Origin of the sequence: Paraburkholderia lacunae (assembly GCF_003353175.1) — a bacterium.
In the GTDB taxonomy this organism is placed as follows: Bacteria; Pseudomonadota; Gammaproteobacteria; order Burkholderiales; family Burkholderiaceae; genus Paraburkholderia; species Paraburkholderia lacunae.
In genome coordinates this window covers 411,502-428,051 of sequence record NZ_QHKS01000003.1, presented here as the reverse complement: position 1 = coordinate 428,051, position 16,550 = coordinate 411,502, and the positions used below count along the sequence as shown (strand labels likewise).

The window sequence follows — 16,550 nt, the reverse complement described above, 5'->3', positions numbered from 1 at the left end:
CGTACCACTTCCAGCTTGAAGCTGGCGTCAAATTGTCGGCGCCTTCTTGTCATCTATTGTTTTTCCTCGTCGATTCCGGATTGTCCTCCTATCGACCTGTCCGAGGAAATTAGACCACTACACTTCCTCAACCGACTGCCTTTGCACAATGAGTGCACAAATCTTGGTGACATAGGCGTCGTATTCATCCTTCGCGGCATCTTCCCTCCCGATACGTATTGGATCCCACTCACGAAGCAGAACCTCTTTGACTGCATCCTGCAAGGCTTGGCTATGTCGCTGTTTTCGGCTCATCGAGTTGCCCCTCTATTGGCCCCACCCAAGGAGGGGGCTGTTCGCGCGACCCTTCCGTTATATAAACTCATGACGAGCAACGAATATAACGATTTGCAATTCAATTTTTGTCTCGTACTTCCAGACACGATGCGACAACGGCAGCAATGGATCAGTCATCTAATGGCTCACAAAGCCAAGTCCCGTCACCTTTAAGCGTCCGCACCTTCTTCGCCTCATAATCGTAGAGTAGCCACTGCTCCTCATATCGATCTCCCTCGTCCAGATATGGCCATGTTGCAAGCTCTCCGCCAAGATCAAACCGAAAGACCGTCTTTACATCTTTCGATAAGACGTCGACCGACAGCAATATTTGCCCATCGAGATATTGCGACGCTTCATTGATGGCTTCGCTCGACGCCTCGTTGTCCGCGAGCCACGTACCATTCGAGCTTATCGTCCAGTTGCACATATAGATCCAAAGGTGCCACCGACCAGACACAATTACTCGACGACGATCTGCCGACTTGCGCACTTCAGGCAACTCCGATCGAGACAAACGTGGTTCCTGAATCCGCAGATGCGGGTCGCCGTACTCCAGGGTAAGGAACGATCCGACGCCTTTCCGGACCTGCCAGGTGGGCAGGCCGCAGACCTCCGAAAAAGCGTCTCTTATGTCATCACGCAACATACTTTCGCCTAGTTATTGGTCGGGCAAAACATATCTATCGCTATCGCTTTGATCTCATGGTAACCGTAGTCTTGACCAGTTATCGCGTCATGCAATTTACGACGCTGACCTTTGGTCAAGCCAAGCTCCCTAACGATATCGCTAACTTGTTTGTTTTGAGCTTGATTGTTGCCCGGCGTACCTGTTGACCCGAGACCGAACGGGTCATTGAGTTGAACCGGATTCCCACCCACGTAAGCATACGCGTTCGTCTGCCCACTCGCCCAGCCGATCGGATCCTCACTGATGAATCTGCCGATGCTTGGGTTGTAATACCGGTTCCGGTAGTAATACAGTCCCGTACCATCATTCTCCCGCCCGGTGTACTGCTGGGGGTTCCTGTCCGCCGCGCCCGTCAGTGTCGTCTGCCCGTATGGCTCATACGTGTATTGCGTGACGATGTTCTGCCCCGCATCAGTGAGCGCAACCACGTTGTTGTTCCCGTCGCGCAGCACGTAACGGTCGGTCGTCGCGTCATCGCCGATGCGCCGCATCAGCAACTCGTCCGGCCCGCCCTCGATGAACAGCGGGAACTGCCGTAGCCGGTGCGACCAGTCGTTGTCCGTGTTCGCGATCGCAAGATCGTCGCCCACGTTCAGGTAGTCCGTACGGCTGCCGTTCGCGATCGTCCGCTTGCGGCGACCCAGCACGTCCTACTGGTACTGGATACTGCTTTTTTTGCCGTCAGCGCTGTCGAGCTGGCTGAATTCGTTAGCCACGCTCCAGCCATAACGGTTCACGCCGTCGCCGGTGAGGCTGCCGTTCGCGTCGTACGTGAAGCTCTGCCCCGCCCAACGGATGAGCTGGTTTGCGCCGTTGTACCGCGCGTCGGCGACCGGCTGCGGCAGCGTCACTCTGGCAAGCGTGCCGCCCATCGACGTCCTGCGCCCGGCTGCATCGTAGGCGTACGTGAGCGTGCCAAGGGTGGCGCCATCGCTCCTGCTGTAGGTGATCCCCGTCAGCTGGCTTGCGGCATCCCACGTATAAGCGATCGCGATGCCGTTACCCAGCGTCGCCTTCGAGCGGCGACCCAGAGTGTCGTAGGCAAACGTGAATGTCTTCGGCGCTTCATCGTTGAGTGTGTACTGTGCCTGCGTGATCCGGTGTTCCGCATCGCGCGTATAGTCCACCGTCGCGTTGTCCAGCACCACACGCGTCAGTTCGCGGCTGTCCGGGGCGTACTCGTACTTCTGCGTCTGGTGACCCGGCAGGATCGGGAACTCGAACACGCTCGCCACCTTACCGGTGACCGGGTCGTGCCTGTATTTCAGCATCGCGGTGTTGTCCGTGAAGTACGGATCCTTCCAGCCACTCTGCGAAACGCTCGAAAACCGTCCCGTCACCGCGTCCCACGCGTAGCTCAGGCGCCGCATCGCACGGTCTGCGCCCGGTGGCGTCAGCTCTTTCCACACCAGGCGTCCGGCTGCATCGTAGGCATACGCCGTCGTCTGGCCCTTGCGGTCCGTTACCGTTGCGAGCTGCCCCGCCGGCGTCCACGTGTACGTTTCGCTGCGGCCCAGCGGGTCGGTTTTACTGACCGGCCGCCCGATCGCGTTGTAGGTGTAACGCGTGGTCACGCCCCTCGGATCGGCCTGACTCAGCAGACGACCATTGCGATCCCACGTAAAGCGGGTGACGCCGCCTAGTGCATCCGTGATGTCGGTGGTGCGATCCAGTGCATCGAGCGAACGCTTCGTCCGGTTGCCAAGTGGATACTGTATCGCCGTCACGCGGCCTGCCGCGTCCGTTGTGTACTGCGTAGTGCGGTTCAGCGGATCCGTGACGCCCGTCAGGTCGCCGTTGGTGTACGTGTAACGCGTGACACCTTTCAACGCGTCGGTTACCGTGAGGACGCGGCCCTGGCCGTCGTTCGTCCACGTCGTACGGTTACCCAGCCGGTCGGTGACGGTCAGCAGGTTGCCCTTCGCGTCGTACGTGTAGACGGTGGCGACGCCCCGCTGCGGATCGCCCGCCTGCGCTTCGGTCAGCAACTGGCTGTAGCTGTCGAAAGTACGCGTGACCAGCGTACCGGACTGATCGGCCTCGTTCGTACGGTTGCCGTTCGCGTCGTACACGAACGTGTATTGGCGGCCCCCCGTCGTCAGGTTCGTCACGCGACCGGTCGCGTCGTACGTGTAGGTCTGCACCTGCTGCTCCGGCTGGCCGGCCGGATACGTGTTGCGCACCACCCGTCCGTTCGCGTCGAACTCCAGACGGCGGATGCTGCCGCGCCGGTCGGTCACCTCGGTCTGCGTCGCCTTGCCATCGACGAGCGTATACGCAATGCCGAACGTGCTGGCGTCGGCCAACTTCTGGTTGATGACGCGGTCGCGATCGTCGTAGGTGTTGCTGACCTGGACGCTGCCCTCGGGGTCCGTGACGCTCACGAGGCGTGACTTGCTGTCCCAGCCGTATTTCCAGATCCCGCCCGCTGCATCGGTGAACTGCACGAGCCGGTCCTGGCTGTCGTACTGATAACTCACCTCGCGGCCCAGCGGATCGGTCACACGTGAGACGAGCGATGTACCGCGCGCCCCGGTCACCGTCGTGAACGTGAGCTTGCGACCGTTGGGGCTCGTGATGCTGGTGATCGCACCGCTTGTGTTGTCGCGGGCGATCACGACCGCGTTGCCGTTGCGGTCCTGCACGCGGCTTAACCGGTACAGTCCGTCGACCATCGTGAACTGCTGCACCCGGCCGTCGCGCAGCGTGAGTGTCATGCCGGCGCTGCCGCCATTGATCCTTGCGCGGTAGTAGCCGCCCGGGCTCGTCAGGTTGTCCCAGACCGTCATGGTGCCGGTGCGCGGTGTGAACGGCACCCGCACGCCGCTCGGCAGGCGCAGTTCGACGCGTAGCCGCACGCCGCTGCCATTCGCTGCGCTGAACACCAGGTAGCTGTCGTACGCAAACGTCGTCCCCACACCGAACACGCCAGCCAGCGGACGCCCGGATGCGTCGTAGGTACTGCTGCGGTAGACCCGCGCGACATCCAGCGCGAGCGTGTCCGCCACATGCAGGTCGTGCGCGACCAGGCGGAACTGGCCGGTGGACAGGTTCACCGGGTCGGCGCCGGACGTGCTGCCGCCGCAGCCGGCCGTCGCGTCAGCCGCGCAGCCCCCGGTGTCGCCGGGCTGGCCATCGGGGAGGTCGCCGTCCTCGGCACTGGCGCCTTCGGCCGGCACAGGTTCGACGGTGTCGCCTCCGGAGGAGGCCCCTCCGCAGTACGCGGCAATGGTCAAGGGGTTGCCGCAGATGTAGCCACCCATGCCGCCGAAATCAGCCGAAGCCGCCTTCAGCGGACATAGCGGGTCGGTCGGGAAGGCGCCGGCCTCGGCGTAGGCCGATGGACATTCAATGGCGCGCGCATGCGGCGCGGCGAACCACGACACAAGCAGAAAGAGGAAGAGCACGAACGAGCGCGACAACGCGCGCCGCGCCGCAAAGGCATCGATTGATTGCATAAGAATCTGACTGGGACCTGGAAAGGGATTGGACGCGGTACGTCTAGCGCACGCTGACCTGAGTCGGGGATGGCGAAACTGGCGATTTGCCGACTTCCGACGTACGCGAAGAAGCCGCGCCGCTCACCGGCACTCGTGAAGTCAGCGCCCCCTGCCGCTGGATCGCGGTGATGTTGCCCGCCGCGTCGTAGTCGTAGTACGCGGTGACGCCAGCCACCGTGACAGACGTCAAACGGCCCAATGCGTCGTAGCCGTAGGTGATGTCGTCGGCATAGCAGAAGGAAGAACACAGCGCTGCACCGACAATCAGAGCTGTGGCGGCTGCTCCCCGGACGGCTGCCGACGACGCTCCCGCATTACTCTCAACAAGATCTCTCACCGCATCTCCTCGCAATCATTACGTTTTGCCAACGAATTGCGAACGATACGGCACTGCCCCTCATTGAAGAATCGGCCGGTTCAGTTTGATGCGTAGGAATGCCCGGTATCCGATTCGGCCCCCCCCTCGTTAAGCCCCTCCAACAACCCAAAGGCGAGTTGAAACAGGCTTGAATACAACAGGACAAAAACAAAAAAACGGAGCGAAGATCGTCAAGACTTTCGCTCCGCCGCGCTAAAGACAGGAGCCGGCCAGCCCCTGCCTACCCCTGCTTCAACCATCTGCCCCGGCTGTGCCTGCCTCAGCCGCCTTGGCCGCCTCAGCGCCCCGCCACACGCCTCAGAATCCGCTCGACACCCTCCACATAGGCCGAGGTTCCAAACCGGCTCAGCGCCGTCCGATAACCGTTCTTGACCAGCCTGTCGCGCAGTTCGTCGTTCGAGCGCAACTCAGCCAGCGTATCGGCCAGACCGTGCGCATCGCCGGGGGTGCACAGCACGCCGTTCTCGTAGTCGTCGATGATCTCCAGCACGCCGCCCGCGCGCGCCGCCACCACCGGCCGCTGCGCCAGCATCCCTTCGACGATCACCCGGCCGAACGGCTCCGGCGTGATCGACGTATGGACCACTGCGTCGACCGCGCACATGCAGGCCGCAATATCGTGCTGGAAGCCGAGGAAATGCACCCGCTCGCCCAGGTTATGCGCGGCCACGAAGGCATGCAATTCGATCTCGTAGGCGTCTTCGCCGAACAGGGGCGCACCCACCAGCACCGCATGCATCTGCGGATTCAGCACCATCGCCTCGAGCAGCACGTGCTGCCCTTTCCAGCGCGCGAGGCGGCTGAACGAGCCGACCAGAAACGCGTCCTGCGGCAAGCTGAGGCGCTGACGCAGCACCGCCTGCGGGACCGTGCGCAACGCGTCGAACGGCGCTGCGGAAATGCCGTTGAACACCACATCGATACGCTTTTCGTCGAAGCGCGTCAGCTCGGCGAACGCACGCGCCGAAGCCGCCGAATTGGCGATCACATGCGTGAGGCCGAGGCGCGCGCACCACTTGATGATCGCCAGTTGCTTGGCGCCGAAATGCTCGGCGCTGACGATATCGCGCAGATGCCACACCACCGGCCGCCGCGCGAGCTTGCCGGCAATCGCGCCGATCACCATCGCGCGCTGCGTGTTCGCGTAGATCACCTCGGCGTCGCGCGCGCGTTTCGCGGTTGCGCGCACCAGCGAAATCAGACCCTTGAGTGCCTGCCCCTTCGGCAATGAACCGCCTTGCTTGCGGACGTGGCGCAAGGCGCCCGCGTCCAGCACGTTGACGCTCACGCCGGTTTTGGCCAGTGCGGTGCGGAACGGACCGTCGTCGAACAGCACGACTTCGATGCGCGCACGCAATGCCTTGACGATTTCCAGCAGGGACAGCTCGGCGCCGCCGAGCACACCGCTCTGATCGACGGCCAGCACGCGCGGCGCCGTGACGGCCGGATCCGCCTTATACGGGACGTACGGCGGCAAGGTCGCCGAGCGCAACGCCGGCACCGAAGCCCGCACGTGCGCGAAGAAACGTTCGCGGAAATGCGCCGCCGAAAACTGCTCGGCATTGGCCCGGCAATCCGCCGGCGAAAAATGCTTCGCGTCGGTATCGAAACGCTCGACCGCGGCGATGATCGACTCCGCGCTCTGCTCGTCGAAGAACATGCCGGTGGGCCGTGCGTCGGACAGATCCCGCACGGTTTCGAGCGCCCCGCCCTTGCCGTAGGCGATCACCGGCGTACCGCAGGCCTGCGCCTCGACCACGGAGATGCCGAAGTCCTCTTCGGCGGCGAACACGAAGGCCTTGGCGCGGCTCATCCGGTCCTTCAGCACCTTGAACGGCTGATAGCCCATGATCTCGACATTCGGCGCCGCCTTCGCGCGGATCTTCTGCATGTCGGGACCGTCGCCGATCACCACCAGCTTGCGCTCGGGCATCCGCGCGAAGGCCTCGACGATCAGATCGATCTTCTTGTACGGCACCATCCGCGATGCGGTCAGATAAAAATCGTCCTTCTCCGTGCATAGCGAAAAAGCCTCGACGTCGACCGGCGGAAAGATCACTTTCGAATCGCGCTGATAGACCTTCCTGATACGCCGCGCGATGAACTCGGAGTTGGCGACGAAGCCATCCACCGAATTCGACGTGCGGATATCCCAGTTACGGATGTAGTGAAGAATCAGCCGCGCCATCGCCGACTTCGGGCCGCCGGTCAGCTTCGACTGTTGCAGGTACTGATGCTGCAAATCCCACGCATAGCGGATCGGCGAATGCACGTAGCTGATATGCACCTGGTCGGGACCGGTGAGTATCCCTTTGGCGACCGCGTGGCTGCTCGAAATCACCACGTCGTACGCCGACACGTCGAGCTGCTCGATCGCGAGCGGCATCAACGGCAGATAGGCGCGGTATTTGGTGCGCGCGCCCGGCAGCTTCTGGATGAACGAGGTCGTGACCGGCTTGCCGCGCAGGAAACTGCGGTCGTCGAGGAAATCGACGAGGCTGAACAGATCCGCGTCCGGAAAGCACGCGACGATCTGCTCGAGCACCTTCTCCGCGCCCGCATAGGTGACGAGCCAGTCGTGCACGATCGCGACGCGCACGGTCTTGTCGGTGCGCGCCGCGCGACGCGGCGGCGCCTGAACGCCGGGGACGGTAGTGAGTTCAGCCAGAGCGCTGCGCGTCGCGGGTTGCAGCACGGCTTCGTCAAGGACTTCGTGGTTCATGCGCTTTTCCTCGGATTCAGTCGTAACAGCAGTGAACGCGCAAGATCGCGTAAGGCGGGCGTCATCGTGACGGACCAGGCGAGATTCGCGCCCACCATCAACACACCGGCGACGATCGCCAAAGCGAGACTCGGCAGGAAACTGGCGAGCCACAGGCTGGCCAGCAGGAAAGCAAGATGCGCGAGCATGTCGAGCGCGATCTGCCGGGCGCGAATCGCCGACAGGCGCAGCAGCACCGCGTAATCGAACAGCGCGCGGCCGGCCACGGCGAGCGCCGCGCCGGTCAAACCGAAATGGGCGATGCCCAGCCACAATGCGCCTGCGAACAAGGGCAATTCGAACAAGCCGACGCGTGCAGCGGTCGCCGGATTGACCTGCGACTGGATCAGAATCCGCGTCACGTTGGCCTGCCCGACGAGCCACACGGCGACGATCATGATCCGGCCCACGGGCGCGGCCACGGTGGCGATTTCATTGCCCACCCACAGATGCAGGAACGGCTCCAGCACCAGCATCGCGACGAGCGCGACCGGTGTGAACACGCCATTGAGAAATTCGAGCGACTGCTGCGTAATGGTGTCGGCATCGGCGCGGCCCACGGCGGAAAGCCTGGGAAACAGCGTGCGCACCAGTGCGGTCGGCACGATGTTCAAACGCGTCACGAGGTTCTGCGGCACCGTGTAATACGTGACGAAACGCGCGCCGAGACTGGTGCCGAGCATCACGCGGTCGAGCGATTCGGCGATCATGTTGGTCACGCTCGCAATCAACATCCAGCCGCCGAAGTTGAAAAGGCCTTTGGCCACGCCGAGCTGCGGCGGCAGGATGCGGCGAATTTCCAGCACCTGCAGCGCGGAGCGGCCCAACAGAGCCGCGGCGAGAATGCGCGCGAACACCGCTGCGGCCAGCACGTTCTGCAGGGTCGCGCCCATCCACCATGCGGCGCCGAGCGGCAGCAACTGGAACAGGAAGGTGCCGATCGTCTGGTTGGTGTTGTAGACGCCGAAGCGTTCCGCGCCGTTGATCGCGCCGGCGAACACCCACGACACATTCGCGATCGGAATCGCCACAGCAAGCCACGGCAGCGCCATATAGACTTCGTGCTGCAATTCGGGCGACACCTTGGTGAAATACGCGGTGTACAGGAACGCGCCGAAATAGATGACCAGCCCGCCGATCACGCCGGTCGCGAGATTGAGCCATGTCGCGCTCCAGAACACGCGCGCGCTCTCATCCTTGTCGCCGGAGGCCCGCGCCTTCGAGATGTGATTCTGCGCAGCCATGCTCATGCCGAGATCGAGAATCCCGAAGTAGCCGATCAAGGTCCACACGAGGCTGATCACGCCGTAGCGCTCGACGCCGAGCAGCTTGATATACGACGGCACGGTCACGAGCGAAACGAAAGTCGGCAGCACGAGGCCGAAGAAATTGATCGCTACGTTCTTGAGAATGCCTTTGTCCATCGGATGCCCTGGGTTTGACTACGTTTGCCTGGTGATGCCTGGTAATGCCTGGTCATGTCCGCTAGCGCGGGAAAGCGAGAAAAAAATGCCGTCCCGGCGCGCGTTTCATTACGGCTTCCATCGGTACATCATCACTTTGCCGCGCGCGTCTTCCTCGACAAACACGAGGTACTCGCCATTGCTGCGCTTCGCGGCGCTGATGCCGTTGGGCACATCGACCCAGCCGGACGCGCGGCCCACTTCGGGACCCGGCTGGATCACGCCGAGCTCCTTGCCGCTGTCCTTGTCCCACACGTGCACCGCGCCGACCGGCTCGACGCCGAAGAGGTACTGCCCTTCGACGGTCAAGCCGATGATCGTCGCGATGGGTTTGCTCGTCTGCCACGGCAGCGTGATCGAATAGCGCTGCACCGGATTGCCGCTCGACCATTTGTCGTAGCGCACCAGCACGCGCCCCACTTCCTTCCAGAAGCCGCGGTCGGCCGGCGTGTCGGGCGTATAGCCGGTCACGTACATCGTGTCGGTATCGGGTTCGTAGATCGCGCGATGCAGTTCGGTGAACGGTTGCGGCACCGGGTACTGCGTCATGTTCGAGTACGCGTAGACCGGATTGCCCTTCGGGTCGAGGCCGCCGAAGCGGAAGCGATAGATGCCCTTCGAATCGCGCGTGCGCCAGATGTCGCCGGCACTGTCGACCCACCAGCCCCAGCCGCCCGCGAGCTTCGTGCCACTGGTGTTGAGGGTGAATTCGTCAGTGTTGAACTTGCCGTCGCCGTTCACATCGCGCCAGATCCAGTCGCCGCCGGGCGGCGCATTCGGCACCCTGGCGACCGCGCGTTCACGTCCGGCGATGAAACCCGATGGAATGGCGGTTTCGCCATCGCGCTGCGGGTCGAAGCGATAGATCTTCAGATGGTCCGCGTACATGTCCGTCAGGTACAGGAACGTGCGGCCCTTGAGCTTGCGGGCGATCGGCAAGCCGGGATATTGATCGACGTGAAAGACGGGATCGTCGGGATACTTGAAGCGGTTCGACAGAAAGCCCGCGTATTTCCAGTCCTGTCCGGCGGGCTTCGACAGATCGAGTTCGAAGCGCTTGTTGCCGGTGTAGACGCTGTCGGGCCGCGACGGGTCGATCCACGCGCCGTCGACGAACAGGAGACCTTGCATCTGCCAGTTCTGTTTGCCGTCCGGCGCATAGCTTTCGAGCGTCGCACCAAGGCCCGCGCCGATCGGCTCGTAACGCGGACCGATGCCGTTGGTCGACACGTAGACGTTGCCGCGCGCATCCACGCCTACGCCGGTCAGGCCGTTGAAGCGCTGCGGCCCCGGCTTGCCGGGCACGCCGCTGAAAATGCCGCCGCGCTCGCCGAGCGTGCCCGACTCCGCATAGCGGCCGTTGCTCCTGCTGAAGAACAGCACCTGCTGACGCGGGCCGTTATCGGCGATCAGCACGCGGCCTTGCGCATCCACGGCGATATCCACCGCGACCGTGTCGGCCGGCAGCGCGACCGTCTCGTCGATGCGCTTGCCGTCGGCGGCGTAGTGCTCGACGTGCGGCGTCCTGTCGTTGCGCGTGCCGCTCAGCACCCACAGCGTACCGTCGGGCGCGAGCGCGATGCGCCCCGGCTCATGCACGCTCCAGGTGGTTTTCTGCTGCATCGATTCGGCGTCGTAGACTTCGATGCGATCGCGCGCGGTATTGGCCGCGTACAGCGTGGTGTCGTTCGCCGCGAGGCCGCCGATTTCGGCGCTGGTGCCGGTCGGCACCTCGTTCATCATCAGGAAGCCGGCGGCCAGTTGCGCATGCGGATCGGCGTTCTGGGCGGTCGGCTGGAACGGCGCGGCGCGCTTCGGATCGACAATCTGGCGACGCGAAATGCCGAACCATTGCTTGCCCTTCTCCGGCCACACGCCCTGCTCGACCAGATGCCCCTTCTCGTTGCCGACCGCGATCGCGACGAATGCGTAGCGGCGGTTCACCGCGATCGCGTTGCCGCCGCCGTTGCCCCAGCCATGCGTGCCGCCCGCGAAGCCGAGCATCTTGCCGTTCTGGTAGACGCTGGCTTCGGCGCCGCTTTCGTCCCACGGTGCGTTCGTATAGACCTTGCCGTCCGGCGCGACCGCGATCGCGGTAATGTTGATCTGCGCCCATGTGCCGTCGCCGAACCCGGAGGTATTGCCGAGCCAGGAAGTCTTCGCGTTCAACACGGTTTCCGCGGATGCCGTGAAGCTGATCGATGCCGCCGTCAATCCGGCCGCACAAACGATCACAGCGATCGAGGTCTTGAACGTGAAACGGGACAAAGTATTTCCTCCAATCAGGGCCGTGCCGCGGTCAGGAAAAAAGTCCCGCGCGAGCATGGAAACAATCGAATGAGATGAACTAAGGAACGAAGAAGCGGCGTAAGAACGGTGATACCGGTTTGCGCGAGCCGGATCCTTCACGCCACTGCGTGCAGTATCCGGCTTTGAAGCATGGATAAAGACGGCACCGCGAAGACCTGAGCACGCGCTGGGCACGCGACCCATGCGCCGTCGCTGGCCACCCAATCCGCACGGCTCACATTACGCGGAAAAAACAGCGCGACGAAAATCGAAAATAATTCAAAAATATTCGCCGCTTTAACCGTCGTGAAAGAAATCGATTTAAAAATCGATTAAGGCGCAATGAACTTGACAAAGACGCTCGCAGCCGCACCCGGCCGCCCATCTTTACCGATGACGACGCATGCTTGCCGCACTTCTTACCCGCTTTTTGCCAGCTTCTTACCCGCTCTTTGCGCATGCCCCGCCGCCTCGATGCAAGCATAAAAATCCGCCAGGAATGAGCAACGAAACACCCTGTTGCAATCTGGTTCATTTATCTATTTCATTCCCGTTTTTTCATCAATTTCTTTTCCCTAGAATCGATTGCACTCCCGTTGCGACGCGAAGCGAGCGCGCCCGTTTGTCCGCCTGACCGTGCGAACCCCGGCCCGCTCCTTCGCCCGGCCCATCCGCTTCACACCATGGACGGTTCATGACAGCTAGCGCATTGCCCTCAGCGCCTTCCCACTCACGCCGCATCGTGCAGCTCGACGGCTTGCGCGCCATCGCCGTGCTGGCGGTGTTCGCGCAGCACGCGCTGAAAGCGCCGCTGTGGATGGGCGTCGATCTGTTTTTCGTCCTGAGCGGCTTTTTGATCACCGGCATCCTGCTCGAACGCAAGGCGCGCGGGCAGTCGTACTTCGGCTATTTCTACGCACGCCGGGCACGGCGCATCCTGCCGCCGTATCTGTTGCTGATGGTGGTGTCGTCGCTTCTGTTCGGGTTGGGCTGGGCGCAGCACTGGCAGTGGTATGCGTTTTTCGCCACCAATATCGGCGACGCGCTCAATCAGAGCGGTCACGACAGCCTGAATGTGTTGTGGTCGCTGGCCGTCGAAGAGCAGTTCTATATTTTCTGGCCGTTCGTGATCCTGCTCGTGCCCGAGCGCGTGCTCGGCTACGTGGCGGCCGCCTTGATCCTCGCGGTGCCGGTGCTGCGCGCCGTCGCCACGCCCTGGTTCGATTCGTTCTGGCCGATCTACTATCTGACGCCGTTCCGCATGGACCTGCTCGCGGCCGGCGCGCTGCTCGCGCTCGCCGTGCGGCGCAACCGCGATGCGCTGGAGCCGTTCAAGGGGCTGGCCGTGCTCGGCTGTTTCGCCGCGCTGGCCGTGCTCGCGTGGCTGCACCTGCACAATCCGCGCTTTCGCGCGGCGAATACGCCGCTCTCGAATGCCGCGCTTTACAGCATTTCGCTGGTCCTTTGTACTTCCGTCGTGGTCATCGCCCTGCAAAGCAAGGGCATCGTCAAACGGCTGCTGTGCAATCCCGTGCTGGTCTATATCGGCACCATCAGCTACACGATTTACCTGATTCACCTGAGCGTGCTGTACACGCTGTGGCCGCTGCATCTGAACCGGTATCTGACCGCCGCGCTGGCGCTCGCGATCACCCTCGCCTACGCCAGCATTACGTGGTTAGCGTTCGAACGGCGGTTGATCTTCGGCTCGGCGGGCAAGGGCCACGCGCCGGCCGGCACCGCGGGTGTCGGCGGGGCCGTGCGGCAAGCGCCGCAAAGCCGCGCATGAGGCGCCGCACGTGGCTCGCGGCGAGCTTGTGGGCCGCCGCTTCGGCGCTGGCTGCGCTGGCATTCGACGCGCTCGCCGGCAGCGCCGGCGCGGTGCAAACGGCTCAAAAGATTCAGGGGCCGCAAGCCCAGGTGCTGGTCGAAGCCTACGGCGATTCGACCACGCTCGGCATTTCATGCAGCGGCGGCCACTGCGGGCCGCAGGCGCAAAACGCCGTGATGTATCTGCAAGATGCGTTGCAGGCCACGCACGGCGAGCGGGTCCAGGTCACCAACTATGGAGTGGGCGGCACGACGGCCACCCAGTTGCGCGACGGCACGCAGCGCGGCCGCCTCGACCGCACGGCGGGTTTGCCGTGGCAGGAGCGGCTCGCGGCTTCGCGTGCGCAGATTGTGTTGATCAACTACGGCATCAACGAAGTGATGCAGAACCAGACGCCCGAGCAGTTCTACGAGGCCGAAACGACGCTCGTGAAAACCGCTCGCGCGCTCGGCAAGCTGCCGGTTCTGCAGACCTCGAATCCGATGCCCGACAACCGGCTCAATGCGCGGCTCGCCGCGATGGTCGCGATGACGCGCCGGGTCGCCGCCGAACAGCAGGTGCCGCTCGTCGACCAGTTCGCCTACATCTGCGGCCTGCCCGACTGGAAGACGCTGATGTCCGATGGCGCGCATCCGAAGCCGGGCTTGTACCGGCTCAAGGCCGAACAGGATTTTCGTGTCGTCGATCCGCTGGTGCGGCAACTGCTGGACGGGACGTCCTGAAGCGTTTTTTCAAGTGCGTTTGCCGGGTTTGCGTCGCCCAGCCCGCTTCTGGAACGTGCTTCTGAAATGCGCTTCTGAATGTGCCGATGAAATGCGCTGTCATGGCGCGGATGCTTCTTCTCTTTCTCTTTTACCAATATCGAAGGCAAGCTATGAGCCAACCACGCAAAGCAATCATCACCGGCGTATCCGGACAGGACGGCGCCTACCTGACCAAACTGCTGCTCGACAAGGGCTACCAGGTGACCGGCACCTACCGCCGCACCAGTTCCGTCAACTTCTGGCGCATTCGTGAGCTCGGCGTGCTCGATCATCCGAATCTGCGCCTCGTCGAACACGATCTGACCGATCTCGGCTCGACGCTGCGTCTGCTCGAAGGCGCGCAAGCCGACGAGTTGTACAACCTCGCCGCCCAGAGCTTCGTGGGCGTGTCGTTCGACCAGCCGGTGACGACCGCCGAAGTGACCGGCATCGGCGCGCTGAATCTGCTCGAAGGCATCCGCATCCTGAATCCGAAGACCCGTTACTACCAGGCGTCGACCTCGGAAATGTTCGGCCTCGTGCAAGCGGTGCCGCAACGCGAGGACACGCCGTTCTACCCGCGCAGCCCGTATGGTGTCGCCAAACTGTTCGCGCACTGGAGCACCATCAACTATCGCGAGTCGTACAACCTGTTTGCGAGCAGCGGCATTCTGTTCAATCACGAATCGCCGCTGCGTGGCCGCGAATTCGTCACGCGCAAGATCACCGACACCGTCGCGAAGATCAAGCTCGGCAAGCAGGACGTGCTGGAACTCGGCAACCTCAGCGCGAAGCGCGACTGGGGCTTCGCGCTCGAATACGTGGAAGGCATGTGGCGCATGCTGCAAGCCGACGAACCCGACACGTACGTGCTCGCCACCAACCGCACCGAGACGGTACGCGACTTCGTACGCATGGCGTTCGCCGCCGCGGACTATCAGATCGAATGGTCGGGCAAGGACGAGCGCGAAATCGGCATCGACGTCGCGACCGGCAAGACGCTGGTGCGCGTGAACCCCCGGTTCTACCGTCCGGCGGAAGTCGATCTGCTGATCGGCTGCGCCGACAAGGCCCACGAGAAGCTCGGCTGGAAGCCTCAGACCACGCTCGAACAGCTGTGCAACATGATGGTTCATGCGGATCTCGGCCGCAATCAGCATCACGAAACGTTCTAAGCGGGACGGCGGTCGCACAGGCGGCCGCCGGGGCCGCCGGGGCCGCCGCGGCCGCCGGACACCCACGCCACCGGCATTTCACCCGCTGCAAAAACAGACGAGGCCTGATCGCAATGATTCAGGCCTCGTCTGTTTTTACGCCATCGAGCGGCGTGAGTTTTTTGCCGCTTGCCGGAGTGAATGCGACGAGCGGCGAGCCGCGCGCCGCGTTCACTCCGAGCGTCAGCGCCTTCAGTGCACCCCACCCGCCGCGATCGCTTCGCTATACACCGATGCCACGCGCCGCGCGATGACCGAATTGTCGAAGTGATCGCGCGCGTAGCGACGGCAGGCATCCGCGTCCGGCAACTTCAGTGAGCCGTTCAACGCACCGGCCAGGCCTTCCGCGATCGCCTGAGCGCCGGTTGCCGGCAGCACCAGATTCGGCGACAAGCCTGCCACCGCTTCCGGCAAGCCGCCCACCGGCGTCACCAGCACGGGCGTGCCCGAGGCCAGCGATTCGACCGTGATCAAGCCGAAACCCTCGAGCGCGACCGTCGGCACCACGCTGATATTCGCCGCGCGATAGAGCGCCGCCAGATGCTGATCCGGCACGAAGCCCAGCAGCTTGACGTTGTCTTCGAGGCCCGCCTCGGTGATGCGCGCCTGCAACTCGCCTTCGAGCCGTCCTTTGCCCGCGATCAGCAGCAGCACGTCGGGTTCGCGGCGCTTGAGCAGCTTCACCGCATCGATCAGATCCTCGAGACCCATGCGGCGCACCAGGCGCCGCACCGCCAGCACGATCGGCCGGTCTTGCGGCAATTGCAGCTTCAGCCGCGCCTCGGCCGGTGTGATCGGCAGGTTGAACTGCTCGACGTCCACGCAGCCCGGCACCACGCGCACGCGCTCCGGCGCGATCCGGTAGCGCGAGGTGAGGATCTTGCCGAACGCTTCGGACAACACGATCAGCCGCGACGAGCGCGCATACACCGACTGCTCCAGATAATGCTTGGCGCGCTGGCCGAGCGAATCGGCGCCTTCCACGTGGCTCTCGTCGGCCCACGGTCCCTGGAAATGCGACACTTGCGGGATCCCGCGCGTCACGTCGAGGCCCGGAAAGGTGTACAGCGCGAAGTGCGACGAAATCACGTCGGGACGCGCGGTGCTGATTTCGCGGCGCAGCGCGCGGCGTGCCGCCATCAGCCGCAACGGCAGCGATTGCGCGGCCGGGCCGAAGCCGTTGATCGCGCCGCCGGTGTCCGCGGCGACCTTGGGCGAGCCTGCCACTACGCCGCGCACCGCGACGCCCGCGCCCGGCAGCGCGCCGACCAGCGAGTAGTACATGCGGTCGAGGCCGCCCGCGCGCTCGGGAAACCAGTGCATCCCGATCTGCAGCGATTTGATTGAGCTCGTCGTCATGGTTG

Annotated in this window: 11 protein-coding genes; 3 read left to right on the top strand and 8 right to left on the bottom strand. The window is 63.4% G+C overall.

From position 1 onward, the window contains the following. Positions 1 to 445: 445 nt before the first annotated feature. The 7 genes from DLM46_RS06780 to DLM46_RS06755 all read right to left on the bottom strand — a co-directional run bounded on the left by DLM46_RS06780 (position 446) and on the right by DLM46_RS06755 (position 11,377). Positions 446 to 964, bottom strand: coding sequence for a hypothetical protein (locus DLM46_RS06780; RefSeq protein WP_115099974.1), 519 nt, complete (start codon positions 962 to 964; stop codon positions 446 to 448). A gap of 8 nt (positions 965 to 972) precedes the next feature. Then, positions 973 to 1,653, bottom strand: a complete 681-nt coding sequence (locus tag DLM46_RS40065; protein ID WP_244305877.1) for an RHS repeat-associated core domain-containing protein — start codon at positions 1,651 to 1,653, stop codon at positions 973 to 975. A 3-nt stretch (positions 1,654 to 1,656) separates the two neighbouring features. After that, positions 1,657 to 4,464: a DUF6531 domain-containing protein gene (locus DLM46_RS06775; RefSeq protein WP_244305874.1), complete on the bottom strand. Its 2,808-nt coding sequence runs from the start codon at positions 4,462 to 4,464 to the stop codon at positions 1,657 to 1,659. 43 nt (positions 4,465 to 4,507) lie between these two features. Continuing rightward, on the bottom strand, positions 4,508 to 4,843 hold the full coding sequence (locus DLM46_RS06770) for an RHS repeat domain-containing protein (RefSeq protein WP_244305873.1): 336 nt from the start codon (positions 4,841 to 4,843) through the stop codon (positions 4,508 to 4,510). Positions 4,844 to 5,162: 319 nt separating this feature from the next. Then, positions 5,163 to 7,607 (bottom strand): glycosyltransferase family 4 protein, encoded by a 2,445-nt coding sequence (locus DLM46_RS06765; protein ID WP_115099972.1) that lies wholly within the window; start codon positions 7,605 to 7,607, stop codon positions 5,163 to 5,165. Further along, positions 7,604 to 9,070, bottom strand: coding sequence for a flippase (locus tag DLM46_RS06760; RefSeq protein WP_115099971.1), 1,467 nt, complete (start codon positions 9,068 to 9,070; stop codon positions 7,604 to 7,606). The genes DLM46_RS06765 and DLM46_RS06760 overlap by 4 nt, the downstream gene beginning before the upstream one ends. Positions 9,071 to 9,178: 108 nt before the next feature. Continuing rightward, positions 9,179 to 11,377, bottom strand: a complete 2,199-nt coding sequence (locus tag DLM46_RS06755) for an NHL repeat-containing protein (RefSeq protein ID WP_115100011.1) — start codon at positions 11,375 to 11,377, stop codon at positions 9,179 to 9,181. 715 nt (positions 11,378 to 12,092) lie between these two features. On the opposite strand from DLM46_RS06755, the gene DLM46_RS06750 reads away from it, so the two are divergent. The 3 genes from DLM46_RS06750 to gmd all read left to right on the top strand — a co-directional run bounded on the left by DLM46_RS06750 (position 12,093) and on the right by gmd (position 15,147). Next, positions 12,093 to 13,187, top strand: a complete 1,095-nt coding sequence (locus DLM46_RS06750) for an acyltransferase family protein (RefSeq protein ID WP_115099970.1) — start codon at positions 12,093 to 12,095, stop codon at positions 13,185 to 13,187. After that, complete coding sequence (locus tag DLM46_RS06745; RefSeq protein WP_115099969.1) at positions 13,184 to 13,951, top strand: SGNH/GDSL hydrolase family protein; 768 nt, start codon at positions 13,184 to 13,186, stop codon at positions 13,949 to 13,951. Before DLM46_RS06750 ends, DLM46_RS06745 begins: the two co-directional genes overlap by 4 nt. 152 nt (positions 13,952 to 14,103) lie before the next feature. Beyond that, positions 14,104 to 15,147: a GDP-mannose 4,6-dehydratase gene (gene gmd / locus DLM46_RS06740; RefSeq protein ID WP_115099968.1), complete on the top strand. Its 1,044-nt coding sequence runs from the start codon at positions 14,104 to 14,106 to the stop codon at positions 15,145 to 15,147. Positions 15,148 to 15,378: 231 nt separating this feature from the next. On the opposite strand, the gene DLM46_RS06735 is transcribed toward gmd, so the two are convergent. Next, on the bottom strand, positions 15,379 to 16,545 hold the full coding sequence (locus tag DLM46_RS06735; protein WP_115099967.1) for a glycosyltransferase family 4 protein: 1,167 nt from the start codon (positions 16,543 to 16,545) through the stop codon (positions 15,379 to 15,381). Positions 16,546 to 16,550 lie beyond the last annotated feature (5 nt).